A 22,852-nucleotide genomic window follows, 5' to 3' on the forward strand; every position below is an offset into this window, starting at 1 on the left:
CATGATCAGAGATAAGTTTCCGTTAATAATATTGCTGGCGGCAATATTATCTTGCGCGGTAGTAACCCCAGAAAAAATAATGGGGAGAAACCTTTTTTACCTTTCATCGATGATTACCGTTAGTTATGCAGCAATAAACTTTAAAGCACTGCGTTTCAAAACTGAAGAAGTTGTGCTGGCAGCTACTCTTTTTTTGATGGGAGTTTCACAGTTGCTGTGGACATATAGATTTCCTGTTAATGCCACCGAAGTTTATATGGCTGATCTTAGCTATGCACGAACGGGTGCCTATTTGATTATTGGTTCAGTAGTGATGCTGCTGATTTCAGCAGTGCTACGCCTAATTAAACCGTATCCAGGGCAGTTTATTAACTACATGCTGCTATTAGGTTTCGCCTATTTAACATTATATGCACTGCATTTCCACTTCTTTATTTCTGATGATCGTCTGAGAATAGATAGTTCAGCAACGTTAAGTGCCTATATTTATGCGTTCTATACCATGATTACGCTTTACGCTTTATCATGTGTGAAAATTCGCTATCGTGCTCCGATAATTATTACAGTTGTTGTTTTATCGTTATGGATTATATTTTTGACGCAAACCCGGTCAGTGTTGATTTTTTACCCGGCAATTTTGTTATATTGTTTGCTGAAAAGCAAAATGCTGTCCAGGGCAAAATTTATAGCGCTGTGTGTGGCGTCTTTATTAGCCTCACTGGTGATGATTGAGTTTGCTTTTCCGACCATCAAGGTGCGGGCGGTGGAAGCCGTTACCGAACTGTCTGAATATCAAAACGATAACAATACCTCGCTGGGTGCCAGATTAAGTATGTGGCATACGGGGGTCTATGAGATATACCGCCATCCTTCAGGGGTCAGCTCTCAGGACCGCTATGAAATTCTGTCGCAGTTAATGCAAGAGAAAGAGCATGGTAATCCGGAGGGAATGCGTAACATGGTTTACCATTTGCACAACGACCTCATTGAGACGATGTCATTACAAGGCGTTATCGGTGGCATCATCTTACTGTGCCTGTACACGGCAATGGTTTTCTATGTTCGTAGAAAAGGGATATTATCGTGCGGCACCGCTTTTTTATGTGCGCCGGTTATCTTGTTCGGCTCAGTGGATTCGCTTTTTATTCATGACCGATTTATTGTCATGCTCATCACCGGCCTCATTATTTTCACAGGCCTATCGGAAGCCAAACAAGCGCGAGCATGATCAGGTGAAAGAGGTGGCCTGTTCGGTCACTTCTTTCACAATTTGGCTGAACGGCACTTTACTGAATATATCGACAGGAACCGCGCTATTTATTGAGGTATTGATAATGTTGATTCCGGAGCTTTGCATATAGCGGCTGGCCAGTGCAAGCGCAGGGAAAATCAGCGCAGTAACCTTGCTTTCGAGATAAGAAGGTAGCTTATTTGCATCATTTTCATAAAATCGTGGCCGGTTGAAATTATTCATATCCAGACCAGCGATAATAACTTTATCAAACCCAAGGTAGGCAATAATTTGCAGCGCCCAGTAGGCTACGGTGCCTGCATCGAATATTCCTTGACGAATATCGATAGAAAAAGCAATATTATCAATACACTCGTGCAATATTACCGTGTCAAAGTCGGTAAACCGGGCGCGAATATCTTTGCTGACTACCCGAGGTTGATAAATTTTGTAGCAGGCATCTTCAATCAGCGCCAGTCGGCAGCGGATATTCTCCATGCCTGTGCGATCGATAATTTTGGCAATGCCGTGGGCGGTTGTGAAAAATAGAATCTGCGGATTGCTGACAATAGCGGAAATAACGTCCGGCTTGCGGTCGAAAAATTCCATATCCACGATAAGATATAAGGAGAAACTGAGTTTTCCTTCCAGCGAGAAGGCACCATTCACGCCCATTACCGGTACGGTACAAGGGGTAACGGAAAAATCAATATCCTTAACTGATGGCCCCGTGGCGGTCAGAAGCAGTGGTCCGGAAAAGCTATTTTTCAGTTCGCTCAGGCTGCACAGTGGCACAGTTTTGCCTTTGTATATCATTGAACAAATCTCACCCGACGCTGCGCGGGCGATCTTCGCCCACGGCCACAGGTTCTCATTATGGCGAAAAGCGCGCGGATGCGTGTAGCGATAGATTTGCTTAAACAGTGAGCCCATCAGGCCAGTCCCCGGGAGGTCAACAGTTGCAGAACCCGTGAGGCGCTAATATCCCCCGTGCTGTTGCCGTTTTCCGGACGCACGACGTACTGGTTTTGCCCATAGCCGCCGATAAGGCCCGGATCGGTCGGACCGTAGAGGGTGAAATTCGGCTTATCGAGCGCGGCGGTCAGATGGCTCAGGCCGGTGTCGACGGAAACCACGCCGCGGGCGCCGGCCAGGATCTGAGCGACCTGCTCCAGGCTCATGCGCGGCAGCACCTCGACAAAATCATGCCCCTGCGCCAGCCGTTTGGCCCGCGCCTCTTCGTGCGGCGCCCCCCACGGCAGCTTGATCCGCAGGCCGCTGTCGGCGAGCAGGGCGATAAGCGCCTGCCAGTTCTCTTCCGGCCAGTGTTTATCATCGCGGGTGGTGGCGTGCAGGAAGACCAGATAGGGCGCGGCACCGGTCTCTTCCTGGCGCAGAAAGTGGCGGGCAATCGCATAATCGCCCTGGGCCTCTGGCCTGGCGTAGCCGAGGCTTTTGGCAAACAACTCGCGGGTGCGCTCAACGGCGTGCTGCTGCTTAGCGATATGGTGGCGGCGGTTATAGAACAGGCTGGCCAGCGGCTCGCGGGCCGTCTGCCAGTCCATGCCGTGCTTCACGCCGTGCGCCAGCCGGGTGACCAGCGCCGCGCTTTTCACCAGCCCCTGGGCGTCAATGATTGCGTCGTACTGCTCCGCCCGCAGCGCCTGGCGGAAGGCCTTACGCTCGGCCTTCACCGGCGCGGAAAACCACGCCTTGCGCCAGCGGCGAATGGCCACCGGAATCACGCGGTCAACGCTTTGGTGCCAGGAGGGGATCTGGGCGAAGCCCTCTTCGACTACCCAGTCGAAACGAATTCCGGGGAAGGCCTGCGCGGCATCGGTCAGCGCGGGCAGCGAGTGCAGGACGTCGCCCATGGACGAGGTTTTAACGATCAATACCCGCATCCGCTAGGCTTCCTCTTTTTCCGCTTCGTTCTGCAACAGCGGGTTCAGCTCTTCCAGTACGCGCTGCGGCGTAATATCGATCAGGCTCTGATGATATCCTTCAGCCGCCTCTCCTTTCCGCACCTTGTGGTAGCCGCTGATCAGACGGATCGTCCGCGCCTTATGCGACAGCGGTGGCGTAAAGTCTGGGCTGCTTGGGCCGTACAGCGCGACCAGCGGGCGATTGAGCGCGGCGGCGACGTGCATCAGCCCGGAGTCGTTGCTGACAACCGCCTGGCAGGCGGCAATCAGTACCACCGCCTGTTCAAGCTGGGTTTCGCCGGCCAGATTACGGCACCATGCCTGCTGCTGGGTGCTGAGAGCGGCCAGAATGTCGTTGCCCGCCTCATGGTCCTTGGCCGAACCGAAAAGCAGCACCTGATAGCCGTCATCGATCAGCCGTTTGGCCAGTTCGGCATAGTGGTAGTGCGGCCAGCGCTTGGCCGGACCGAACTCAGCCCCGGGGCAGAAGCCGATAATGGGGCGATGGGTGGAAATATTGAAGGCGTTGCAGACCTGCGACTTCTCCCCTTCATGCACCTGCAGCTGCGGCCAGAGCAGCGGCTGCGGCAGATCTTTCGCGCCGCGCATAACGCCTTTGTCGTAGGCTAAAGCCACGTAGCGCTCAACCATCAGCGGCCATGCGTCTTTATCCAGCGTTCTGGCGTCGTTTAGCAGGCCGTAGCGCATCTCGCCGCGCCAGCCGGTGCGGTGCGGGATGTTGGCGAAGAAGGGAACCAGCGCCGATTTAAACGAATTCGGCAACACGTAGGCGCGATCGTAGCGACGTTCGCGCAGGCTGAGGCCGAGCTTGCGCCGTTCGCCGATCTCCAGCGCGCCGTGGCCGAGCGGCATGGGAATGGCTTCGTTGACTTCCGGCATCCGTGACAGCAGCGGACGGCACCACGCGGGCGCCATCACGTCGATGATTGCCTGGGGATAGCGCGCCTTGAGCGTGCGATAGAGACTTTGCGACATCATCATGTCGCCCACCCATGACGGGCCGATCACCAGTATTTTCATTCACTTCATCCTTCAAACGGTCTCTGCGTTGGCTACCTGCGTTCACTCCGGTCACTTGCTTTTGTAAGCTCCCGGAGATTCACTTAGCTGCCCGAATGATTTTGTGAATTTGTATCGCTGTCGCGGTTCAGCCAGCGCATGTACTCGGTGACGCCTTCGGCCACGGTTTTGAAAGGCTTATCATAGCCTGCCGCACGCAGGTTGGTGAGATCTGCCTGCGTAAACGCCTGGTAGCGGCCCTTCAGCTTGTCAGGGAACGGGATGTATTCGATGCTGCCCTTCTGGTGGAACGCCAGCGTGGCGTCGGCTACCGCCTGGAAGGATTCCGCCCGGCCGGTGCCGAGATTGAAAATACCGGACGCGCCGTTCTCCCAGAACCACAGGTTGACCGCCGCCACGTCGCCGACGTAGACGAAGTCGCGCTTGAAGCCGTCGCTGCCTTCGAACAGTTTCGGACTTTCGCCATTATTCAGCTGGGTATTGAGGTGGAACGCCACGCTTGCCATGCTGCCTTTATGGCCTTCGCGCGGCCCGTAGACGTTGAAATAGCGGAAGCCGACGATCTGCGAATCGACTTCCGGCAGGATCTGGCGCACGTATTCGTCAAACAGGAACTTGGAGTAGCCGTAGACGTTGAGCGGCTGCTCGTATTCGCGGGATTCGATAAAGTCGCTGGTACGGCCGCCGTAGGTGGCTGCGGAAGAGGCGTACAGGAACGGGATCTCGCGCTCCAGGCAGTAGTGAAGCAGCTCTTTAGAGTACTGATAGTTGTTATCCATCATGTACTTGCCGTCCCACTCCGTGGTGGAGGAGCAGGCGCCTTCATGGAATACCGCTTCAATTTCTTCGCCGAACTCTTCGCCCGCCATAACCTGGATCAGGAAGTCTTCTTTATCCATGTAATCCGCGATGTTCAGGTCAACCAGGTTCACAAACTTGGTGCCATCTTTCAGATTATCTACGACCAAAATGTCGGTAATGCCTTTGTCATTCAGGGCCTTAACGATATTGCTGCCGATAAACCCTGCGCCGCCGGTAACGATGATCATAACAGTAACCTTTGAAGTATGGAGTCCAGAGATAATCCGGACATGAATGCTTCTATCATATCACCACATGAGACAGGCTTCAGCCCTTCGCAGAAAAGGTGCCGGGTGAGCGTGATTTATGCTGCAAATAATTCATTCAGGCATGCATCATCTCGTATCAGAGTATAGCTTTGGGTAATATGTGCCAAATTTTGCCGAATCTGGAGAGTTGCAATGCGTGGTGATTTTTATCAACAGTTAACCAATAGCCTGGATACCGCTCGCGCGGAGGGGCTGTTTAAAGAAGAACGCATTATCACATCGGCGCAGCAGGCGGATATCACCGTCGGCGGCAATAGCGTGATTAACTTCTGCGCCAATAACTATCTCGGCCTCGCCAACCACCCGGAGCTGATTGCCGCGGCGAAAGCCGGCATGGACAGTCACGGCTTCGGTATGGCCTCCGTGCGCTTTATTTGCGGGACCCAGGACAGCCACAAAGCGCTCGAGAAGAAGCTGGCCGAGTTCCTCGGCATGGAAGATGCGATTCTCTACTCCTCCTGCTTTGACGCCAACGGCGGCCTGTTTGAAACCCTGCTGGGGCCGGAGGACGCGATTATTTCCGATGCCCTGAACCATGCGTCGATCATCGACGGCGTGCGCCTGTGTAAAGCGCAGCGTTTCCGCTACGCCAACAACGACATGCAGGAGCTGGAAGCGCGGCTGAAAGAGGCGCGTGAGGCCGGCGCGCGGCACGTGCTGATCGCCACCGACGGCGTGTTCTCCATGGACGGCGTGATCGCCAACCTGAAAGGCGTCTGCGACCTCGCGGATAAATACGACGCGCTGGTCATGGTCGACGACTCTCACGCCGTCGGCTTTGTCGGCGAAAACGGCCGCGGCTCCCACGAGTACTGCGAGGTGATGGGCCGCGTGGATATCATCACCGGCACCCTTGGTAAAGCGCTGGGCGGCGCCTCCGGCGGCTATACCGCGGCGCGCAAAGAGGTGGTCGAGTGGCTGCGCCAGCGCTCGCGTCCGTATCTGTTCTCCAACTCGCTGGCTCCGGCGATCGTCGCCGCCTCCATCAAAGTGCTGGAGATGGTGGAGTCCGGCGCCGAACTACGCGACCGTCTGTGGTCCAACGCGCGCCTGTTCCGCGAAAAAATGACCGCGGCGGGCTTTACCCTGGCGGGCGCCGATCACGCCATTATCCCGGTGATGCTCGGCGAAGCGACCGTGGCGCAGAACTTTGCCCGCGAGCTGCAAAAAGAAGGTATTTACGTCACCGGTTTCTTCTATCCGGTGGTACCAAAAGGCCAGGCGCGTATTCGTACCCAGATGTCTGCGGCGCATACCCCTGAACAAATTGAACGTGCGGTGGAAGCCTTTACCCGCATCGGTAAACAACTGGGCGTTATTGCCTGAGGGTGTGAGATGAAAGCGTTATCCAAACTGAAAGCGGAAGAAGGCATCTGGATGACCGACGTACCGGAACCGGAAGTCGGCCACAACGATCTGCTGATTAAAATCCGTAAGACCGCGATTTGCGGTACCGACGTACACATCTATAACTGGGACGAGTGGTCGCAGAAGACCATCCCGGTGCCGATGGTAGTAGGGCACGAATACGTCGGGGAAGTGGTGGGTATCGGTCAGGAAGTTCGCGGCTTTAAGCTGGGCGATCGCGTGTCTGGCGAAGGTCATATTACCTGCGGCCACTGTCGTAACTGCCGCGCCGGGCGCACCCACCTGTGCCGCAACACCATTGGGGTTGGCGTTAACCGTCCCGGCTGTTTTGCCGAGTATCTGGTGATCCCGGCTTTCAATGCCTTCAAAATTCCGGACAACATTTCTGACGATCTGGCGTCGATTTTTGACCCCTTCGGCAACGCCGTCCACACCGCGCTCTCCTTCGACCTCGTCGGCGAAGATGTGCTGGTTTCCGGCGCCGGTCCGATTGGCATCATGGCGGCGGCGGTCGCTAAGCACGTCGGCGCGCGCAACGTGGTGATCACCGACGTCAACGAATATCGTCTGAGCCTGGCGCGCAAGATGGGCGTGACCCGCGCGGTTAACGTTGCGCAGGAGAGCCTTGCCGACGTGATGGCCGAGCTGGGCATGACCGAAGGGTTCGATGTGGGTCTGGAGATGTCCGGCGCGCCGCCGGCGTTCCGCACCATGCTGGATACCATGAACCACGGCGGCCGTATTGCGATGCTGGGTATTCCGCCGTCCGATATGTCCATCGACTGGACCAAAGTCATCTTTAAGGGGCTGTTCATCAAAGGGATTTACGGTCGTGAAATGTTTGAGACCTGGTACAAGATGGCGGCGCTGATCCAGTCCGGCCTGGATCTGTCGCCGATTATCACCCACCGTTTCGGCATTGATGATTTCCAGCAGGGCTTTGACGCGATGCGCTCCGGCCAGTCGGGTAAAGTGATTCTGAGCTGGGATTAAACCTCCGTTATCCGCCGCGTCAGCAGATGGAAATCCGTTTGCTGGCGCATCTCCGAGCGCCTGCGGGCGCTTTTTTATTGGGATGTGGATAACATTTCAAACATACTTCATTGCAAACGCACTATTTCTAAATCGATTTTTTGCCAGGTCGTTTATACAGTTTGTTTACCCATGTTTTAACCTTATAAACTCTATGCCTAAACTCACCGTCTGCCTGCTAACCTGTGACTCCGCCCGCCTGCTGCGGGAGGTTTTGCCGCCGCTATTACAGGTGGCGGATGAGTGCATTGTCGTTGATTCCGGCAGTACGGATGCGACGCTGGATATCTGCCGGCAGTTCGGATTACAGGTTCATCACCACGCCTATACCGTCCACGGCACGCAGATGAACTATGCCACAGCGCTGGCCAGCCACGACTGGGTGCTGTGTATGGACAGTGACGAAATCCTCGATAGCGAAGTTGTCGCCGCCATTCTGAGGCTCAAAGCCGGGCCGGAGATCGATCCGACCTGCGCGTGGCGCCTGCCGCGTTACTGGTACGTGCTGGGAGAGGCGGTCAGAACCATTTACCCCGTTTCATCGCCGGATTACCCGGTGCGCTTGTTCAACCGTACCGTGGCGGCCTTTAACGATCGCCCGGTAGACGATCGCGTCGTTGGCTATGGCCGCTCAATCAGGCTGCCCGGCCGCGTCCGCCACGATACCTTCTACTCGCTGCATGAAGTCTTCAACAAGCTCAATAGCTATACCACCCGGCTGGTTAAGCACCAGAAGATCAGGCCGTCGCTGGCCCGCGGAGCTATCAGCGCGATTGGCGCATTTTTTAAGTGGTATCTGTTCAGCGGGGCGTGGCGTAGCGGAAAGGTTGGGCTGGTGACCGGGCTGTACGCCACCTTCTACAGCTTCCTGAAATATTTTAAAGCCTGGTATGCCGATGGGGATAAACGGGAATCCGCGGCAGAAAAGCGCCCGGATTCCCGCTCCGTCTAGTTCGTCGGATTATCCCAGCCCTGCCATTTCAGCTGGTAATACTGCACCAGCGTGCTCTGGCTAATGCTTTCGCTCAGAATCGTAAAGAAGCGGCTGGCGTTCACCGGCTCCAGCGGACGCTGCGGTTTGCAGTATTTCACGCCGCGGAACGGATTATGCGGCTTCGTCGGCGGCACGGTCTGCGACGGCGAGGCGTTACCCGGTGTGGAGGTATCCACCTGCGGCTCGTTTAGCAGGCTGCTCGGGCGCACGAGGGTAATGTCCGACGGCAGGCTATAGACCATCTGCTGCAGCACGCGCACCGTGGTGGGGTGCGGGTGGCCGATGGCAATCGCCGAACCGTTACGTCGCGCCAGGGCGATCGCCCGGTTGAACTGGACGCGGATATCCGCTTCATTCTGCGTATCGTCGAGGAACACCTTGCGCTTAATCACCTTCACGCCGGTGCCCTGCGCGGCGCGCATCGCCTGGGTGTTGCCAATGGTCACGCTGTCGAGGAAGTAGAGATTGTAGCGCTCCAGCGCCTGCATCACCTTCTGCATCCCGAACAGGTTAGAGGTCATCGCGCTGCCCATATGGTTGTTCAGACCCACGGCGTACGGCACTTTGCCATAGGCTTCACGGATGATGCGCTCAATCTCGGCGCTGCTCATGTCCGGACGCAGGGTGTCTTTTTCCAGCGGCTGCTTGCTGAGCGGCGCCATCGGCAGGTGAATGAGCACCTCATGGCCGAGGCCGTGCGCTTTGGTCGCCATTTCACGGGCGTGCGGGGCATTGGGTAACACGGCAACGGAGATGGTGGCCGGCAGCGCCAGCACCTGGTTTTCCGTCTGTGGACGATAGCCAAAATCGTCAATAACAATAGAAAGTTTGCCAGCCAAAGCTGGCGCGGCGAAAGCCAGCGTACCGGCTACCGCGAGTGCAATTCTGCGAAATTGAAGCAAAACTTATCTTCCCAACCACGGCTGTGGATTGACCGCCTGACCCTGGCGACGAATTTCGAAATAGAGCGACGGACGGCCTTGACCGCCGCTGCTGCCGACGAGGGCAATCGCCTGGCCTGCACGGACCTGAGCCCCGACGCTGACCAGCGCGCTTTGATTATAGCCGTAGAGGCTCATATCGCCTTTACCGTGCTCCACGACCACCACCAGGCCGTAGCCCTGCAGCCAGTCGGCGAGGATCACCCGACCATCGGCTATCGCTTTGACCTCGGTGCCTTCAGACGCGGCGATAACCATCCCCTTCCAACGTAGTTCACCTTGCAGCTGTTCGCCATAGCGGTGGAGCAGCGTGCCGCGCACCGGCCAGTAGGCCTGGCCGCGCGGCGAACCCAGTCCGCCGGTACGGGACATCAGGGAACGTTCGCTTTCGGATGGTTTATAGGTGGTGCCTTTGCGGGATGCATCCTGCTGGCGATCGCGGACCGCCTGCGCCTCGCGGGCTTCGCGCTCCGCGCGAGCCTTAGCCGCCGCTTCTGCCTGGGCAACGCGACCGCGGAGGCGCGATTCGTTGGCCCGCATTTCGCTCAGCTGCTGTTGACCCTGCTGGATAGAGGATTCGAGGCCTGAAAGCGTCTTTTTACGCTCGTTGCGCGCCTGCTCAAGCTTAGCCTGCTGCGCGCGCTGCTCGTAGACCAGCGTTTGCTGCTGGCTCTGCTTCTCTTCCAGCTCGGCCTTTTGCGCGGTGACCTCTTCGCGCGTCTGCTTCAGCTGGGCGATAGTCTCCTGGCGGGCCTGGTTGAGATAGCCGTAGTAGGCCTGGATACGCTGGTTGCGCTGGCCTTCTTCGCCGCTGAGGATCATCTGCATGCCGGTGTGCGGCCCCTGACGAAACGCGGCGTCCAGCTGGGCGGAGAGGTTACGCTCCTGCGAGGCGCGCTGGCGCTCCAGCCTGGCGATAGAGGCGTTCATCTCGTCAATCTGCTTGTTCAGCTGGGTCAGAGTGGCCTGGGTTTCACGCAGCTTGCGGGCGGCGGCGGAGATGGCTTCTTCCTGGGTCTTTAGCTGAGCGAGCAGGGAAGAGCGCTGCTGCTGCTGCTGCTGTATCGCCCGCTGTTTAGCGGCAATATCGGCCTGAATGGATTTTAGCTGATCGCGATCGTCCGCATGGGCTGGTACGGCGCACAGCAATACGCCAGCGCTGAACGCGCTGGCGTAAAGAACGGATCGTACTGTCGTTGCGATCCATGTATTTGAATAAGTCGCCTTTCCCCTCATGGGGAAGGATTATTCCACGATGAACAGCGCCTTGCCAGTCATCTCTTGCGGGATTTCCATTCCCATCAGCGACAGCATGGTCGGCGCGATGTCGGAAAGTTTGCCATCGGCGGCCGCTTTTACGGTTTTATCACCGACGTAGATCAGCGGTACCGGCAGGTTGGTATGGGCAGTGTGGGCCTGGCCCGTCGCCGGATCGCGCATCTGCTCGGCGTTGCCGTGATCGGCGGTGATCAGCAGCTGGCCGCCGACGGATTCGACCGCTTTCGTTACCTGATCGATACAGTTATCCAGCGTTTCGACGGCTTTAATCGCCGCTTCCATGACCCCGGTGTGGCCGACCATATCGCCGTTCGGATAGTTACAGATAATGGTGTCGTACTCGCCGCCTTTGATGGCCGCAACCAGTTTTTCAGTCAGCTCGGCGGAACTCATTTCCGGCTGCAGATCGTAGGTCGCGACTTTCGGCGAGTTGATCAAAATACGATCTTCGCCTTTAAACGGCTCTTCGACGCCGCCGTTAAAGAAGAAGGTCACGTGCGCGTATTTTTCCGTTTCCGAGATACGCAGCTGCGTTTTATCGTTTTTCGCCATCCACTCGCCGAAAGTGTTCGCCAGTGAGGCCGGCGGATAGGCGCAGGCGACTTTGATGTCGGCGGCATATTCGGTCAGCATCACGAAGTCGAGGTTAACCGCTTTCTTACGCGCAAAGCCGTCGAAATCGGCGTTGACGAAGGCGCGGGTGATCTCACGGGCGCGGTCGGCGCGGAAGTTCATGAAAATCAGCGCGTCGCCGTCTTCCATTGCCGCATCGGCCTGGCCCGCGGCGCGAATCACCGTGGCTTTGACGAATTCGTCGTTCTCATCACGGGCGTAGGCGGCCTGCAGACCGGCAACGGCGCTATCGGCCTGGAACTCGCCCTGCGCCAGGGTCATCAGGTTATACGCCTGTTCGACGCGATCCCAGCGGTTGTCGCGATCCATGGCGTAGTAGCGGCCGATAATCGAGGCCACGCGGCCCTTACCGAGAGCGGCAAATTTGTCTTCGAACTTCACCAGCGTGCTTTCCGCGCTGCGCGGCGGAGTATCGCGGCCGTCGAGGAACGCGTGCAGGTAGATTTTCTCCGCGCCGCGCTCTGCCGCCAGTTCAACCATCGCCATGATATGGTCTTCGTGGCTGTGAACGCCGCCGGGGGACATCAGGCCCATGATGTGCACTGCTTTACCTGCGGCAACCGCTTTGTCTACCGCCGCGGTCAGTACCGGGTTAGCAAAGAACGTCCGCTCTTTGATTTCGACATCAAGACGGGTCAGGTCCTGGTAAACGATACGACCGGCGCCAAGGTTAACGTGGCCCACTTCGGAGTTGCCCATCTGGCGATCCGGCAGGCCCACTTCGAGGCCCGAAGCGTCAATCAGCATATGAGGACGTTTCGCCCACAGCGCGTCCATGACGGGGGTTTTTGCGCTATAAATAGCGTTATCCTGCTGCTCTTCACGGTAGCCATAGCCATCCAGAATGACCAGTACCATAGGTTTTTTAGAAACCGACATTGCGACAACCTCATGCTCAAAGACAGAAAATTTGCGTAATTTTACTACAGCTGAATCGTTCAAATCACCGTGAAAGATCAAAGAAAGGGAGCGGCCAGGCCGCAGGTGAGCGGCAAGGAGGCGTTTTTTTCGCGGCGTGCCGCAGAAAATGCATTACATCGCGCTCACTGGCTGTATTTGCCGCAATGCACAGGTATACTCCTTGCCTGGTTTTTTTATCACTTAGTCGGGAGTTGTAACCCCCCATGCAAGAAATTATGCAATTCGTCGGCCGTCACCCCGTCCTGAGCATCGCGTGGATCGCGCTGCTGGGTGCGGTGCTGTTCACCACCTTTAAAGGGCTGACGTCGAAAATTAAAGTCATTACCCGCGGTGAAGCGACGCGTCTGATCAACAAAGAGGACGCGGTGGTTGTCGACCTGCGCCAGCGTGACGATTTCCGTAAAGGCCATATTGCCGGTTCCCTCAACCTGCTGCCGAGCGAGATCAAGGCAAATAACGTTGGTGAGTTGGAAAAGCACAAAGCACAACCCATTATAGTGGTAGACGGTTCCGGTATGCAGGCGCAGGAGCCTGCGAGCGCGCTGAACAAAGCCGGATTCGAAAAGGTCTTTGTACTGAAAGAAGGCATTGCCGGCTGGAGTGGCGAAAACCTTCCGCTGGTACGCGGCAAATAATTTACCCCGCGCCTTTATGACGCAGCAGGGTTCCCGCATTGCGGCTATCCGCAGAGCGCGCGCCTTGCCTGCGGTCTAAAATCCTCAGGGTAAAAACAGGAGTGAAGTCATGGCCAATATTGATATCTATACCAAAGCGACCTGCCCGTTCTGCGTGCGTGCGAAAGCGCTGCTGAACAGCAAAGGCGTGGCGTTCAACGAGCTGCCGATCGATGGCAACGCGACGAAGCGCGAAGAGATGATTCAACGCAGCGGTCGCACCACGGTTCCGCAGATTTTTATTGATGAGCAGCACATTGGCGGCTGTGACGACTTGTATGCGCTTGATTCACGTGGTGGACTTGATCCCCTGCTGCGCTAATTTTGCGTCTACCCAGGCCGGGTAGGCGTATTTAAGGACAACACGAAAGGGTTTTACTATGTCAGAACAAAACAGCACCGAAATGACTTTCCAGATCCAGCGTATTTATACCAAGGATATCTCCTTCGAAGCGCCGAATGCTCCGCAAGTTTTCCAGAAAGACTGGCAGCCAGAAGTTAAACTTGATCTGGATACCGCTTCCAGCCAGCTGGCTGAAGGCGTTTATGAAGTGGTGCTGCGCGTGACCGTAACCGCCGCGCTGGGCGAAGAAACCGCATTCCTGTGCGAAGTGCAGCAGGGCGGCATCTTCTCTATCGAAGGCATTGACGGCAACCAGATGGCGCACTGCCTCGGCGCATACTGCCCGAACATTCTGTTCCCGTACGCGCGCGAGTGCATCACCAGCCTGGTTTCTCGCGGTACCTTCCCGCAACTGAACCTTGCGCCAGTGAACTTCGATGCGCTGTTTATGAACTATCTGCAGCAGCAGGCTGGCGAAGGTGCCGAACAGCATCAGGATGCCTGATGAACGAACTTAATGCTGCAATGACTGTGATCGGTGCCGGCTCGTACGGCACCGCTCTTGCCATCACCCTGGCAAGAAATGGCCATCACGTTGTGCTCTGGGGCCATGACCCTAAGCACATCGCGACGCTGCAAAACGATCGCTGCAACGCCGCTTTTCTTCCTGACGTTCCCTTGCCCGATACGCTGCATCTGGAGAGCGACCTGTCGACCGCCCTGGCCGCCAGCCGCGATATTCTGGTTGTCGTTCCGAGCCACGTCTTCGGCCAGGTGCTGCGCCAGATTAAGCCGCTGATGCGTTCCGACGCGCGCCTGGTCTGGGCGACGAAAGGTCTTGAAGCTGAAACCGGCCGCCTGCTGCAGGACGTGGCGCGGGAAGCGCTGGGGGAGAATATTCCGCTGGCGGTGATCTCCGGCCCAACCTTTGCGAAAGAGCTGGCCGCAGGGCTGCCGACGGCCATCTCCCTGGCCTCGACGGACCCGCAGTTTGCCGACGATCTGCAGCACCTGCTGCACTGCGGTAAAAGCTTCCGCGTCTATATCAATCCGGACTTCATTGGCGTCCAGCTTGGCGGCGCGGTAAAAAACGTTATCGCCATTGGCGCCGGGATGTCCGACGGGATCGGCTTTGGCGCCAACGCGCGCACCGCGCTGATTACCCGTGGTCTGGTCGAGATGTCTCGCCTGGGCGCGGCGCTGGGCGCCGATCCGGAAACCTTTATGGGGATGGCGGGCCTGGGCGATTTGGTACTGACCTGTACCGACAACCAGTCGCGTAACCGCCGCTTCGGCATGATGCTCGGTGAGGGCATGGACGTGCAAAGCGCGCAGGATAAGATTGGCCAGGTGGTTGAAGGCTACCGCAATACTAAGGAAGTTCGCGTTCTGGCACAGCGTTTAGGCGTTGAAATGCCAATAACCGAGCAAATTTATCAGGTATTGTATTGCGGAAAAATTGCGCGCGAGGCAGCATTGACCTTATTAGGTCGCGCACGCAAGGACGAGCGCAGCAATTAGCCTCAAAGGAACCTTGTCACCTCTATGACCCGGTCAGCACAGAACTGGCCGGTCATTATGCTATCGCCTGGAGTCAGCAATGCCGTGTGAAGAACTGGATATCGTCTGGAATAATATTAAAGCCGAAGCCCGAGCTTTAGCTGACTGTGAGCCGATGCTCGCCAGTTTCTACCACGCCACGCTGCTGAAGCACGAAAACCTCGGCAGCGCGCTGAGCTATATGCTGGCTAACAAGCTGGCCTCGCCGATTATGCCCGCCATCGCGATTCGTGAAGTGGTGGAAGAGGCCTATGCCGCCGACCCGGAAATGATCGCCGCCGCCGCCTGCGATATTCAGGCCGTGCGTACCCGCGACCCGGCGGTCGATAAATACTCCACGCCGCTGCTGTACCTCAAAGGATTTCACGCGCTACAGGCGTACCGCATCGGGCACTGGCTGTGGAATCAGGGCCGGCGCGCGCTGGCGATTTTCCTGCAAAACCAGGTTTCCGTCTCCTTCCAGGTCGATATTCACCCGGCGGCGAATATTGGCCGTGGAATAATGCTCGACCACGCGACCGGCATTGTGGTTGGCGAAACGGCGGTGATCGAGAACGACGTCTCTATTCTGCAGTCCGTCACCCTCGGCGGTACCGGTAAAACCAGCGGCGATCGCCATCCGAAAATCCGCGAAGGCGTGATGATTGGCGCCGGGGCGAAGATCCTCGGCAATATCGAAGTGGGACGCGGGGCCAAAATCGGCGCCGGATCCGTGGTGCTGCAGCCCGTTCCGCCGCATACCACCGCCGCAGGCGTTCCGGCGCGCATCGTCGGCAAGCCGGAGAGCGATAAGCCGGCGATGGATATGGATCAGCACTTTAACGGCATCCACCATACGTTTGAGTACGGCGACGGGATCTAGAATCGGGCTATCTTAGCGGCCGGCCTGGCGTCGGGCCGCGCTGGCCGTCCTCACGCGCTGCGCGCAGTCCATTCCATACTGCGGCGAAACATCCGAATAGTTAACTACGCAATAGCGCGCCGGGATATCCCAACTGGCGCCAGGCCTCATACACCACTACCGATACCGCGTTTGACAGGTTCATGCTGCGGCTGTCCGGCATCATCGGAATACGGATTTTCTGCTGCGGCGGCAGGGCATCAAGAATGCTGGCCGGCAGACCGCGGGTTTCCGGGCCGAACAGTAAAAAGTCACCGTCCTGATAGCTCACCGCGCTGTGGGCGGGGGTGCCTTTGGTGGTGAGCGCAAACAGGCGCTGCGGGCTGGCGCTTGCGACAAAAGCCGCATAATCGTGATGTCGCTGAACGGCGGTAAACTCGTGATAGTCCAGCCCGGCCCGGCGCAGACGCTTATCGTCCCAGGCGAAGCCCATCGGCTCGATGATATGCAGGCTAAAGCCGGTGTTGGCGCACAGGCGGATAATATTGCCGGTGTTCGGCGGGATCTCTGGTTCGAATAGTACAATGTTCAGCATGCTGCCCTGTCTCATTAGGCTCTTGATGGCGGGGGGCAGAATAGCAGATATTTCCCCGGCCCTCATCCCTGCGGGAGAGAGCCGGGGGAGCGGATTACGCGGCGTTACCCTGCTTAATCGCATTGAAGGTCTGCAGCGCGTCGGCGTTCTGCACCAGCGAGTCGCGGCTGATTTCAGCGATGGTTTTGGTCCCGGTCAGGGTCATCGCCACCTTCATCTCTTTCTCAATCAGGTTCAGCAGGTTGGCTACCCCCTGCCTGCCGTGGGTGGCCAGCGCGTACAGATAGGCGCGGCCGAGCAGCACGCTATCGGCGCCCAGCGCAATCATCCGCACCACGTCGAGGCCGTTGCGAATACCGCTATCGGCAAGAATCGCGATATCGCCCTTCACCGCATCGGCGATAGCGGGCAGCGCGCGGGCGGAGGAGAGGACGCCGTCGAGCTGGCGGCCGCCGTGGTTGGAAACCACGATCCCGTCGGCGCCGAAGCGCACCGCATCCCGTGCGTCCTGCGGATCGAGGATCCCCTTGATCACCATCGGGCCGTCCCAGAATTCGCGGATCCACTCCAGGTCTTGCCACGAAATCGACGGATCGAAGTTATTGGCCAGCCAGCCGATATAGTCTTCAAGACCGGTTGGCTTGCCGAGATAGGCGGAAATATTGCCGAGGTCATGCGGGCGGCCGTTTAAGCCAACGTCCCACGCCCACTGCGGGTGGGTCATCGCCTGCCAGTAGCGGCGCAGCGCCGCATTCGGGCCGCTCATGCCGGAATGGGCGTCGCGATAGCGGGCCCCCGGCGTCGGCATATCAACGGTAAAGACCAGAGTTGAACAGCCCGCGGCCTTGGCGCGCTCCAGCGCATTGCGCATAAAGCCGCGGTCGCGCAGGACGTACAGCTGGAACCACATCGGGCGCTTGATGGTCGGGGCGACCTCTTCAATCGGGCACACGGAAACGGTGGAGAGGGTAAACGGAATGCCTTTATCATCCGCCGCGCCTGCGGCCTGCACTTCACCGCGACGGGCGTACATCCCGCACAGCCCGACCGGTGCCAGCGCCACCGGCATGGCGAGCTTTTCTTTGAACAGCGTGGTTTCCAGACTCAGGTCCGACATATTTTTCAGCACCCGCTGGCGCAGCGCCACGTCGGAGAGATCTTCAACGTTGCGGCGCAGCGTGTGCTCGGCGTAGGCTCCGCCGTCGATATAGTGGAACAGGAACGGCGGCAGGATCCGCTGGGCGGCGGCGCGGTAGTCGCTGGCGGCTGAAATAATCATCACGAGTTCTCCCTGGAATTTTCATTGTGGGCGCCGGGCAGGCGGGTAATGCGCGCCTGGCGGGCCTGATCTTCATCAAAACGTTTAATCGTGGCGTGGACAAAGCCCAGGTGGGCCATCATCGCCTGGCGCGCGCCCTCGGCGTCGGAGGCAAAAATGGCGTCCATAACGGCCTGATGCTGTTCGGTCAGGCGGGCGAAAACCGGCGGCACAAGGTACATCCGCTGGCGGCTCTCCTTGACCGACGACTGCAGGAGGTCGAAAAAACCGCGCATGGTTTGCAGCAGCACCACGTTGTGCGACGCCTCGGCAATCGCGAGGTGGAAGCGGACGTCGGCCTGGGAGGCCAGGTCCGGGTCCTCGCTCTGGGTGGCTTCAAAGCACAGGCGGATTTTCTCTTTTTCGCCATCGGTAGCCCGCATCGCGGCGTGCCAGGCGGTGCTGGCCTCAATGGCGTGGCGGGCTTCCAGAATATCAAAACTGTAGTCGGGGTCGTCGGCGAGCAGCGTTTTCAGCGGCTGCACGATATTCTGTTCCGACCATGCTTCGTGCTGCCAGCGGACAAAGGTTCCGCCGCCGCGGCGGCTCAGCAGGAGCCCTTCGTTAACCAGCATCGCCAGCGCCTCGCGCAGCGAATTACGCGACACGCCGAGCTGGGCGGCCAGCTGCCGTTCGGCGGGCAATCGCATGCCCGCCTCGAGGTTTTGTTCTTCAATCAGCTCCCGCACGCGACGGGCGACGTCGTCGGCGAGGCGCTTAGGCATAACTATCACGGGATCATCCAGGTTAAGACGTAAGCCTGCAGCGTGGTGATGACGCCGACCATACAGGTAAAGATCAGGCTATGTTTTACGGTAAAGCGGAACAGGTCAGACTCCCTGCCCACCAGGCCTACCGCCGCGCAGGCGATGGCGATGGACTGCGGGGAGATCATCTTCCCGGTGACTCCGCCGGTGGTGTTGGCGGCAACCAGCAGAATATCGGAAACGCCGATTTGCTGGGCCGCCGTGGCCTGTAGCGCGGCGAACAGCGCGTTCGACGAGGTATCTGAACCGGTCAGGAACACCCCCAGCCAGCCGAGGAACGGCGAGAAGAAGGTAAACGCATGGCCGGTATGCGCCAGGGCGAGCGCCAGCGTCGACGACAGCCCGTAGGAGTAGTTGGAGATAAACGCGAACGCCAGAACCATACCGATCGAGTAAATCGGCAGCGCCAGCTCCTTAAGCGTGCTGCCAAAGGTGATCAGCGCGTCTTTCGGCTTCATGCGCAGCCAGACCACGGAAAGTATAGCCGCGAACAGAATCGCCGTACCGGTGGCCGACAGCCAGTCGAATTTATACACCGCGGCGTAAGGCGTCGCGGCGCTGACCACCGGCGGCATGCGGGCGACCATCTTATCGAGGAACGGCACGGAGATATTAATCACGAAGTCGTACATCGCGCCGCCCGGAGCAAACAGGGCCTTAAACGGCGGGATGCTCCACAGCGTGACGGTGGCGGTCAGGAACAGGAACGGCGACCAGGCGCGAATGACCTGGCCGGCGGTGTAATGCGTACGCGCCAGGGTTTGATCGACCTGCGCGGCGCCCATATCGCCAAAGCGGAAGATACGAACCGGCTGCCAGCGCTTAAGGAACAGGGTCAGGCAGACCAGCGACACCAGCGAGGAGATGATATCCGGCAGCTCCGGGCCAAGGAAGTTTGAGCTGAGGTATTGCGCAATGGCAAAGGAGCCGCCGGCGACAATCACCGCCGGCCAGGTCTCTTTGACGCCGCGCCAGCCGTCCATAATCGCCATAATCCAGAACAGCACGATGATCGTCAGGAACGGTAGCTGGCGTCCGACCATCTGGCCGATGGCGAAGCTGTCGATTCCGGTGACCTGGCCGGCGACCAGAATAGGGATCCCCATCGCCCCGAAGGCTACCGGCGCGGTGTTGACAATCAGGCACAGGCCGGCGGCGTACAGGGGGTTAAAGCCGAGGCCCACCAGCAGCGCGGCGGTAATCGCCACCGGCGCGCCAAAGCCCGCCGCCCCTTCGAGGAAGGCGCCGAAGGAGAAGCCGACGATCAGCATCTGCAGGCGCTGGTCCGGGGTAATGGACAGTATTGACGAGCGGATAATCTCGAACTGCCCGGTCTTCACCGAGATTTTGTAGACGAATACGGCGGCAATAATAATCCAGGCGATGGGCCACAGGCCGTAGAAGAAGCCGTAGACCACGGAGGTCAGCGCGCGGTCGACCGGCATTTTATAGAACAGCAACGCCACCGCCAGCGCAATCGCGACGGTCCAGCTGGCGGCAACGTACCCTTTGAGCTTGAGCTTAATCAGGGCAAAAAAGAAAAACAGAATCGGTAGCGATGCGATAAAGCTTGAGAGCCAGATATTACCGGCCGGATCGTAATTTTGTTGCCAGAGGTTCATGCAGGTCTCCATCGGGCCACCGTGATGCCGTGCTGAGTCTGCGCTCCTTGCCGGTCACATCATTTGTAAAACTGGCCCAGCCAATAGGGTGTTGTGGGATTAACGACAACGAATGGTTAACTAAATGTTATTGATGAGCAATATGGTTGTGACGAAAAATGATGGATATGTGAACTATTGGACGATTTAAGAAATCATTGGTTGGGCCAATTTAGCGAAATGCTGGGGAGCGTCCTGCGCAGAGAAAATCCCCTCTCCGGGCGGAGAGGGAAGGGGGATCAGAATGCGATTTTAGAGAAGCCGGTCATTTCCGTGAGCTTCATTTCACGACCCAGAGCGGTCATCGGGTGAACGATAACCAGGCCGCGCACGCTTTTTTTCAGCTTGCCCATGTCGGCCTGCTCTTTTTTGGTGATCGCGCGGCGGTGCGGCAGGCTCATGAGCTTTTGCGCCTCTTTGCTTAGCTTCTGGCCCTGAACGGCGCGCAGGCGCACGATTTCCGCTTCAATGGTCTCTTTTTCTTTGTCCAGCTCGGCGTATTTGTCCGCGGCTTCAACCAGCGACATATCGGCCTGCTGATGGCGGATGGCGTCGAGACGGTCGCTCAAACGCTTGATTTCATTCTTTTCGACTTCTTTCATGGTGATTTAATCTATTAATAAAGGGGGATCAACGCCATATAGTATGGGCTGTGAGTTGTGCTGTGGGTAGTTATTTATCGAAATCTCGCGGCTTTGCCCTGTGAAGCATTCTCGTCGGGAGTATTGCGGCCAGCTGTATCGGCAGCGTGCGATGTGCGCAGACGGGAGTCAGAGCGCCAGTTTCTGAAAAGCTTTTTTTAAGCTGATTCGGGAAATCAGCTCGGTCAGGGACAGCATCATCGTTGAGCGTACAACCTGCTGGTAGCGCAGCTTCTGCATCGCCAACAGTTCCGCATCGCTCTCATCAAACAGCGGCACAGGCGGCAGCGCGCTGACGCAGTGCAGTTCGCCAAAAGGCCCGAGGATCTCGTCGTCGGTAAAACCGTACTCGTTGCCGTCGTGGTTGAGCTCTTCGCGCAGGGCCATCAGCAGCTCGGCGTCTTCATACTCGGCGCGGCTAATCACCCCAAGGCCGTAAATCAGCTTCAGGCGTACGGAAAGGTCGCCCAGCGGCCCGTCGCCGTCCAGCAACGGTTCCACTGCGTATTTCACCGCGTAATCATCTTTGCGGAATACCTGAAGCACCAGGATATTAACCGCCTCAGTGAGTAGCTCGACGGCGGCGATCAGGAAGCTTCGTACGGTTTTGCCAGCATTCAGACGCTCAAGCACACGGTTTTCAAATGCCTGTGTTTCTTCCATTATTGCCTGCATATCTGACAGGAGTAGTCGTGGGCGCGGTTCGTGCCGCGCCAGTTCGTGCCTCATTTGATGGCGTTATAGTCGTTAACGGCCTCCAGCACCACGTCGCTTGCGGCATCCAGACCGGAAATCTGTGCCAGCGCGCCCTGCGGGCCCTTCTCGGCAATCAGCGCCGCCAGCTCCTGCGCCTGCGGATCCTCTGCGCTACGGAAGTGCATCGCCGCCGCAATCCCTTTCACCAGGTTGGCGTGCGGCAGGGCGTATTCCAGCGTGCCGAGCAGCGGCTTAACCAGGCGATCGCCCGCGCTAAGTTTACGTAGCGGCTGGCGGCCAACGCGCTCAACGTCATCTTTCAAATACGGGTTCTCGAAACGACCGAGAATCTTCTGGATATAGGCGGCGTGCTTCAGGGCATCAAAGCCGTAGCGCTTAATCAGCACCGCGCCGCTCTCTTCCATGGCCCCTTTGACGATGGCGCGAATTTTCTCATCGAGGATCGCGTCGCGAATCGTCTGGTGGCCCGTCAGTTTTCCGAGGTAGGCGGTTATAGCATGTCCGGTGTTTAAGGTGAATAGCTTACGTTCGACAAATGCCATCAGGTTGTCGGTTAATTCCATGCCCGGGATAGCGGGCAGGGCGCCCTTAAACTGGGTTTTATCGACAATCCATTCGCTGAAGGTCTCCACGGTGACTTCCAGCGGGTCGTGGGTCGCCGACGCGGACGGCGGCACAATGCGGTCAACGGCGGAATCGACGAAGCCGACGTGGGCTTCTACCCAGGCTTTGTCTTCTTCGGCCAGCGCGTTAAACACGTGGCCCTTCAGACTGCGTGGTTCCGCGCACCATGTTCTCGCAGGCGATGATGTTCAGCGGGGCTTCAACCCCCTGCGCCTTGCGCTTGACCAGCCCTTTGGCAATGGCCGGGGCGATGCGCTCCAGCACGACCGGGCCGACGGCGGTGGTGACCAGATCCACGCTGGCGATCAGCTCAACGACCTCATCGCCGATGCTGCTCACGGCGTTGACGCCGGAGACGGTATCCACCTGCTCGTTTTCGCCGACAACGTGAACCTGATAGCTATGACGGGCGTTAAGGGCATCCAGAACGACCTGATTCACATCGGCAAATGTTAAGGTGATTCCCGCGTCGGCCAGCAGTTTACCGATAAAGCCGCGCCCGATATTACCTGCGCCAAAATGTAATGCTTTCATAGTATTAACCTTCAATTAATGTTTTTACCTGAGAGGGTTCGGGTGAGGCCTGTCCCTCACCCGAACCCTCTCTCCGGCATGCG

At 57.8% G+C, this 22,852-nt stretch carries 22 protein-coding genes and 1 pseudogene; 9 read left to right on the plus strand and 14 right to left on the minus strand.

All coding sequences use genetic code 11. From position 1 onward, the window contains the following. The first annotated feature begins 1 nt into the window (after window position 1). The gene (locus ABOC21_RS25975; protein WP_426813775.1) at window positions 2–1,228 is read left to right on the plus strand and encodes an O-antigen ligase family protein; all 1,227 of its coding nucleotides are present in this window, start codon (window positions 2–4) and stop codon (window positions 1,226–1,228) included. Here ABOC21_RS25975 and ABOC21_RS25980 read toward each other — a convergent pair whose 3' ends face one another. From ABOC21_RS25980 to rfaD, 4 genes are all read right to left on the minus strand, one after another. Then, complete coding sequence (locus tag ABOC21_RS25980) at window positions 1,229–2,164, minus strand: sugar glycosyltransferase (protein WP_426813776.1); 936 nt, start codon at window positions 2,162–2,164, stop codon at window positions 1,229–1,231. Next, window positions 2,164–3,135 (minus strand): lipopolysaccharide heptosyltransferase RfaC, encoded by a 972-nt coding sequence (rfaC, locus tag ABOC21_RS25985; RefSeq protein WP_426813777.1) that lies wholly within the window; start codon window positions 3,133–3,135, stop codon window positions 2,164–2,166. The genes ABOC21_RS25980 and rfaC overlap by 1 nt, the downstream gene beginning before the upstream one ends. 3 nt (window positions 3,136–3,138) lie before the next feature. Next, window positions 3,139–4,197, minus strand: a complete 1,059-nt coding sequence (rfaF, locus tag ABOC21_RS25990) for an ADP-heptose--LPS heptosyltransferase RfaF (RefSeq protein WP_426813778.1) — start codon at window positions 4,195–4,197, stop codon at window positions 3,139–3,141. A gap of 83 nt (window positions 4,198–4,280) precedes the next feature. Then, window positions 4,281–5,246: an ADP-glyceromanno-heptose 6-epimerase gene (gene rfaD / locus ABOC21_RS25995; RefSeq protein ID WP_426813779.1), complete on the minus strand. Its 966-nt coding sequence runs from the start codon at window positions 5,244–5,246 to the stop codon at window positions 4,281–4,283. A 213-nt stretch (window positions 5,247–5,459) separates the two neighbouring features. Here rfaD and kbl point away from each other — a divergent pair, with 213 nt between their 5' ends. The 3 genes from kbl (at window position 5,460) to ABOC21_RS26010 (ending at window position 8,679) form a co-directional block, all read left to right on the plus strand. Continuing rightward, complete coding sequence (gene kbl / locus ABOC21_RS26000) at window positions 5,460–6,653, plus strand: glycine C-acetyltransferase (RefSeq protein WP_426813780.1); 1,194 nt, start codon at window positions 5,460–5,462, stop codon at window positions 6,651–6,653. Window positions 6,654–6,662: 9 nt separating this feature from the next. Beyond that, window positions 6,663–7,688, plus strand: coding sequence for an L-threonine 3-dehydrogenase (gene tdh, locus ABOC21_RS26005; RefSeq protein ID WP_426813781.1), 1,026 nt, complete (start codon window positions 6,663–6,665; stop codon window positions 7,686–7,688). Window positions 7,689–7,881: 193 nt separating this feature from the next. After that, on the plus strand, window positions 7,882–8,679 hold the full coding sequence (locus ABOC21_RS26010) for a glycosyltransferase family 2 protein (protein WP_426813782.1): 798 nt from the start codon (window positions 7,882–7,884) through the stop codon (window positions 8,677–8,679). Here the strand turns inward: ABOC21_RS26010 and ABOC21_RS26015 are convergent. From ABOC21_RS26015 to gpmM, 3 genes are read right to left on the minus strand one after another with little or no spacing between them, the layout of a single operon-like run. Further along, window positions 8,676–9,623, minus strand: a complete 948-nt coding sequence (locus ABOC21_RS26015) for a divergent polysaccharide deacetylase family protein (protein WP_426813783.1) — start codon at window positions 9,621–9,623, stop codon at window positions 8,676–8,678. The genes ABOC21_RS26010 and ABOC21_RS26015 overlap by 4 nt on opposite strands. Window positions 9,624–9,626: 3 nt before the next feature. Then, window positions 9,627–10,898 (minus strand): murein hydrolase activator EnvC, encoded by a 1,272-nt coding sequence (gene envC, locus ABOC21_RS26020; protein ID WP_426813784.1) that lies wholly within the window; start codon window positions 10,896–10,898, stop codon window positions 9,627–9,629. A gap of 9 nt (window positions 10,899–10,907) precedes the next feature. Beyond that, complete coding sequence (gpmM, locus tag ABOC21_RS26025) at window positions 10,908–12,452, minus strand: 2,3-bisphosphoglycerate-independent phosphoglycerate mutase (RefSeq protein WP_426813785.1); 1,545 nt, start codon at window positions 12,450–12,452, stop codon at window positions 10,908–10,910. Window positions 12,453–12,697: 245 nt separating this feature from the next. Here gpmM and ABOC21_RS26030 point away from each other — a divergent pair, with 245 nt between their 5' ends. The 5 genes from ABOC21_RS26030 to cysE all read left to right on the plus strand — a co-directional run bounded on the left by ABOC21_RS26030 (window position 12,698) and on the right by cysE (window position 15,933). Next, window positions 12,698–13,129 carry a rhodanese-like domain-containing protein gene (locus tag ABOC21_RS26030; protein ID WP_426813786.1) on the plus strand — a complete coding sequence of 144 codons (432 nt, stop codon included), beginning with the start codon at window positions 12,698–12,700 and terminating at the stop codon, window positions 13,127–13,129. Between the two features lie 109 nt (window positions 13,130–13,238). Continuing rightward, the gene (gene grxC / locus ABOC21_RS26035) at window positions 13,239–13,490 is read left to right on the plus strand and encodes a glutaredoxin 3 (RefSeq protein ID WP_426813787.1); all 252 of its coding nucleotides are present in this window, start codon (window positions 13,239–13,241) and stop codon (window positions 13,488–13,490) included. A 58-nt stretch (window positions 13,491–13,548) separates the two neighbouring features. Then, window positions 13,549–14,016: a protein-export chaperone SecB gene (secB, locus tag ABOC21_RS26040; RefSeq protein WP_041143201.1), complete on the plus strand. Its 468-nt coding sequence runs from the start codon at window positions 13,549–13,551 to the stop codon at window positions 14,014–14,016. Beyond that, window positions 14,016–15,032 (plus strand): NAD(P)H-dependent glycerol-3-phosphate dehydrogenase, encoded by a 1,017-nt coding sequence (gene gpsA / locus ABOC21_RS26045; RefSeq protein ID WP_426813788.1) that lies wholly within the window; start codon window positions 14,016–14,018, stop codon window positions 15,030–15,032. Before secB ends, gpsA begins: the two co-directional genes overlap by 1 nt. Window positions 15,033–15,111: 79 nt before the next feature. Continuing rightward, entirely contained in the window at window positions 15,112–15,933 is an 822-nt protein-coding gene (cysE, locus tag ABOC21_RS26050) for a serine O-acetyltransferase (protein WP_041143199.1), read from the plus strand. 100 nt (window positions 15,934–16,033) lie between these two features. On the opposite strand, the gene trmL is transcribed toward cysE, so the two are convergent. The 7 genes and pseudogenes from trmL to mtlD form a co-directional block, all read right to left on the minus strand. After that, the gene (trmL, locus tag ABOC21_RS26055) at window positions 16,034–16,507 is read right to left on the minus strand and encodes a tRNA (uridine(34)/cytosine(34)/5-carboxymethylaminomethyluridine(34)-2'-O)-methyltransferase TrmL (protein ID WP_426813789.1); all 474 of its coding nucleotides are present in this window, start codon (window positions 16,505–16,507) and stop codon (window positions 16,034–16,036) included. A gap of 94 nt (window positions 16,508–16,601) precedes the next feature. Further along, window positions 16,602–17,786, minus strand: coding sequence for an FMN-dependent L-lactate dehydrogenase LldD (gene lldD / locus ABOC21_RS26060; RefSeq protein ID WP_426815583.1), 1,185 nt, complete (start codon window positions 17,784–17,786; stop codon window positions 16,602–16,604). Continuing rightward, window positions 17,786–18,559 carry a transcriptional regulator LldR gene (gene lldR / locus ABOC21_RS26065; RefSeq protein WP_426813790.1) on the minus strand — a complete coding sequence of 258 codons (774 nt, stop codon included), beginning with the start codon at window positions 18,557–18,559 and terminating at the stop codon, window positions 17,786–17,788. Before lldR ends, lldD begins: the two co-directional genes overlap by 1 nt. Next, window positions 18,556–20,214, minus strand: coding sequence for an L-lactate permease (gene lldP / locus ABOC21_RS26070; RefSeq protein ID WP_426813791.1), 1,659 nt, complete (start codon window positions 20,212–20,214; stop codon window positions 18,556–18,558). Before lldP ends, lldR begins: the two co-directional genes overlap by 4 nt. Before the next feature lie 278 nt (window positions 20,215–20,492). Then, window positions 20,493–20,855 carry a YibL family ribosome-associated protein gene (locus ABOC21_RS26075; protein WP_426813792.1) on the minus strand — a complete coding sequence of 121 codons (363 nt, stop codon included), beginning with the start codon at window positions 20,853–20,855 and terminating at the stop codon, window positions 20,493–20,495. 168 nt (window positions 20,856–21,023) lie between these two features. Then, a complete protein-coding gene (mtlR, locus tag ABOC21_RS26080; RefSeq protein WP_426813793.1) occupies window positions 21,024–21,623 on the minus strand; it encodes a mannitol operon repressor MtlR in 600 nt (199 codons plus the stop codon). Then, window positions 21,620–22,769, minus strand: a pseudogene (gene mtlD, locus ABOC21_RS26085) (mannitol-1-phosphate 5-dehydrogenase). The gene mtlR and the pseudogene mtlD overlap by 4 nt, the downstream one beginning before the upstream one ends. Window positions 22,770–22,852 lie beyond the last annotated feature (83 nt).

The sequence above is a fragment of the Klebsiella sp. WOUb02 genome (genome assembly GCF_050058015.1).
Classification (GTDB): Bacteria; Pseudomonadota; Gammaproteobacteria; order Enterobacterales; family Enterobacteriaceae; genus Klebsiella.

What these genes read in the sequence shown, in the direction of transcription:
- grxC (WP_426813787.1), top strand. Translation starts at nt 13,239, where the DNA reads ATGGCCAATATTGATATCTATACCAAAGCGACCTGCCCGTTCTGCGTG.
- ABOC21_RS26010 (WP_426813782.1), top strand. Translation starts at nt 7,882, where the DNA reads ATGCCTAAACTCACCGTCTGCCTGCTAACCTGTGACTCCGCCCGCCTG.
- tdh (WP_426813781.1), top strand. Translation starts at nt 6,663, where the DNA reads ATGAAAGCGTTATCCAAACTGAAAGCGGAAGAAGGCATCTGGATGACC.
- lldD (WP_426815583.1), bottom strand. Translation starts at nt 17,786, where the DNA reads ATGATTATTTCAGCCGCCAGCGACTACCGCGCCGCCGCCCAGCGGATC.
- ABOC21_RS26030 (WP_426813786.1), top strand. Translation starts at nt 12,698, where the DNA reads ATGCAAGAAATTATGCAATTCGTCGGCCGTCACCCCGTCCTGAGCATC.
- gpmM (WP_426813785.1), bottom strand. Translation starts at nt 12,452, where the DNA reads ATGTCGGTTTCTAAAAAACCTATGGTACTGGTCATTCTGGATGGCTAT.
- ABOC21_RS25980 (WP_426813776.1), bottom strand. Translation starts at nt 2,164, where the DNA reads ATGGGCTCACTGTTTAAGCAAATCTATCGCTACACGCATCCGCGCGCT.
- envC (WP_426813784.1), bottom strand. Translation starts at nt 10,898, where the DNA reads ATGAGGGGAAAGGCGACTTATTCAAATACATGGATCGCAACGACAGTA.
- rfaC (WP_426813777.1), bottom strand. Translation starts at nt 3,135, where the DNA reads ATGCGGGTATTGATCGTTAAAACCTCGTCCATGGGCGACGTCCTGCAC.
- ABOC21_RS25975 (WP_426813775.1), top strand. Translation starts at nt 2, where the DNA reads ATGATCAGAGATAAGTTTCCGTTAATAATATTGCTGGCGGCAATATTA.
- trmL (WP_426813789.1), bottom strand. Translation starts at nt 16,507, where the DNA reads ATGCTGAACATTGTACTATTCGAACCAGAGATCCCGCCGAACACCGGC.
- kbl (WP_426813780.1), top strand. Translation starts at nt 5,460, where the DNA reads ATGCGTGGTGATTTTTATCAACAGTTAACCAATAGCCTGGATACCGCT.
- lldP (WP_426813791.1), bottom strand. Translation starts at nt 20,214, where the DNA reads ATGAACCTCTGGCAACAAAATTACGATCCGGCCGGTAATATCTGGCTC.
- cysE (WP_041143199.1), top strand. Translation starts at nt 15,112, where the DNA reads ATGCCGTGTGAAGAACTGGATATCGTCTGGAATAATATTAAAGCCGAA.
- ABOC21_RS26075 (WP_426813792.1), bottom strand. Translation starts at nt 20,855, where the DNA reads ATGAAAGAAGTCGAAAAGAATGAAATCAAGCGTTTGAGCGACCGTCTC.
- mtlR (WP_426813793.1), bottom strand. Translation starts at nt 21,623, where the DNA reads ATGAGGCACGAACTGGCGCGGCACGAACCGCGCCCACGACTACTCCTG.
- secB (WP_041143201.1), top strand. Translation starts at nt 13,549, where the DNA reads ATGTCAGAACAAAACAGCACCGAAATGACTTTCCAGATCCAGCGTATT.
- gpsA (WP_426813788.1), top strand. Translation starts at nt 14,016, where the DNA reads ATGAACGAACTTAATGCTGCAATGACTGTGATCGGTGCCGGCTCGTAC.
- rfaD (WP_426813779.1), bottom strand. Translation starts at nt 5,246, where the DNA reads ATGATCATCGTTACCGGCGGCGCAGGGTTTATCGGCAGCAATATCGTT.
- rfaF (WP_426813778.1), bottom strand. Translation starts at nt 4,197, where the DNA reads ATGAAAATACTGGTGATCGGCCCGTCATGGGTGGGCGACATGATGATG.